2 protein-coding genes are annotated in these 2,152 nt (G+C 48.7%); both read right to left on the minus strand.

Annotated elements, in window-relative coordinates:
* Positions 1-176: 176 nt before the first annotated feature.
* Entirely contained in the window at positions 177-977 is an 801-nt protein-coding gene (locus PFRI_RS11950; RefSeq protein WP_245812358.1) for a class II aldolase/adducin family protein, read from the minus strand.
* A gap of 640 nt (positions 978-1,617) precedes the next feature.
* The coding region (locus tag PFRI_RS11955) for a VapE domain-containing protein (RefSeq protein WP_217653412.1) at positions 1,618-2,152 on the minus strand (535 nt) is incomplete at its 5' end.

Consider the following 2,152-nt stretch of genomic DNA (forward strand, 5'->3'; position numbering starts at 1 on the left):
GTCAGCGATCGCCCTCGCTGCAACCGTCATATTCTGGTTATGAGTCCTGAACCTAGCTAAGCCGTAAACCTGTACAGAAAAGCAGGACCACTTCAAATAAAGTCCCCCCGGACGTGGGCTTCATTTGGAGAGTTTAGGTTTGTAATTGTTTTTCGAATAGCCGGCCTGGCTAAATTCTAGCTTTTCCAAGTAGGGTCTATTTGATCAATCAGGCGCACCAATGCTGGCCATTCGGGGTGTCTAACAAGTGCATTTGCCTGCGCAGAGCCACCTTCAAATTGTTCGCGTGTCTTTACCATAATTTCGTTTGGTATCAGATTGAGTTTTCCGGATGCCATTGCAGCAAGCTGTACCTCGGTATTCCGAATAAAAGCGAGATGACGAACAAAGGCCCAAATGGCATCTGGTCCGGCGGTTATCAGACCGTGGTTGCGCAACAAGAGTGTGTGGGCCTCACGGCCAATAGCCTCCACCAGCCGGGGTCCTTCACTTCCGTCTAGAACTATGCCTTCAAAGTCGTGATAACCAACGCGTTCGTAAAGCTGACAGCCTTCTTGGGTGAGTGGGATCGCCTGCGACTGCAATGCACAAAGCGCCTGCGAAACTGGCTCGTGTGTGTGTATTACACAATGCAGGTCTTCGCGCGCTTGGTGCAATGTGGAATGGATGAGATAGCCAGCCTTATTCACTGGCCACTTGCTTTTGGACTTTTTGTTTCCATCGACATCAACGCGAATTAGGTTAGAGGCCTGAATTTCATCGTAACGCAGACCAAAAGGATTGATCAAAAATTCATTCGTTCCAGGCACCCGCAATGTGATGTGATTATATACTACGCTGGTCCAGCCGTAGTGATCGACCAGCCGATAGCATGCAGCAAGTTCTAACCGTGTCAGCCATTCATTCTCATCCATATCTGAAGGAGTTGGAGGAATGGATATAGCATCGGCAAACACAGCTTCGGTCTTTTGTCTCAAGTTTATCGTCATATTCGGCCTTGCGTAAGTTTAGAAGTTGCTTGAAGGACCCTAGTCCTCTTTGCAAATACAAGTTGGAGATAAACATGGTGGAGAATTAGATCGCGGTCAATTTTGACCATATCAAACAATTATCCGCTAATAATTACCTAGATAGGTCTCCAAATGAGTTACTTGCTAAGTTGCGAGCAAGGGTAGGGCGCTGCACGCCTCACCTTACCGCCAATCTCTCCTACCGGACAACTGAATACCTCTTTAGTGGGATGTTTGTGTACGTACGTCTAGATTGGACGCTGCCTTTGGTTGAGAACCCAATTTGTGTCAGTCGTCTTGAGCGTTCCTCTAGCCATTTAGGCACATGAGGTTGAGACTGATTAGTGAGGATACTTCGCGAAGGCCAACGCGGGATTAGCCAAAGTAGAGCGAGGGGAGCGATTTCTACATAACTTACATAACCAATGCTCGCTTCAGCCCCCTTAATTCCAATTACCTCTTAATAATTGCATAAAAACAATGGTTTAGGGGGTATTAATAAGGTTCAGCTTAAAGGCTCAACTTGCTCCACCTCTTCCCCCTAATTGGACTGGAAATAGCGCCACGGCGGTTTGCTCCACCGTGGCGCTCTTCTCTTTTTTGCGTATTAAAATCGTAATTTTGGCTCAGGTAAGGGGAGTGCAAAGATCGTCCTCCCTTTATGATCACCCGAGGTGAACTTTAACCCTGTGCTCTTGAAGCCTGCAGCGTTTAACGCGCCTCTTAGCCGATGTTGGAGCTGTGGAGACATCTTGACGGCTGAAGTGTCCTCATCATCCGAGGCAACTGCAGCCAGTGCCTCCCGCATACAAGTTTCACTCTTCCCTGATGTTTCAAGCCACTCTGCGACCTCATCGAACAAAGGGTCCACGGAGGCGCGCTGCAGCTGCTGATTTTCAGCAAGACTTTCTTCAGCGCTGGTTAACCACCAGCGCTCGCCCGCATCGTAGAGTGCTTTGGCTGCCGTCCAAATTTTATCTCGGTCGCTGCGGATGGCATCGATATCTACAGTGTCGAGTTTGATTGGCCAGAACCGTCGATTGCCTGTCTCGTCTCGCAAGTAATCCATGCGGTTAGTCGTTCCCACTGACCTGCCCCCCGAAACTTCCCTCAGTTTAATGTAGAGTTTGCTCAACCATCGA

Source organism: Planktotalea frisia (assembly GCF_001890925.1).
Lineage (GTDB): Bacteria > Pseudomonadota > Alphaproteobacteria > Rhodobacterales > Rhodobacteraceae > Planktotalea > Planktotalea frisia.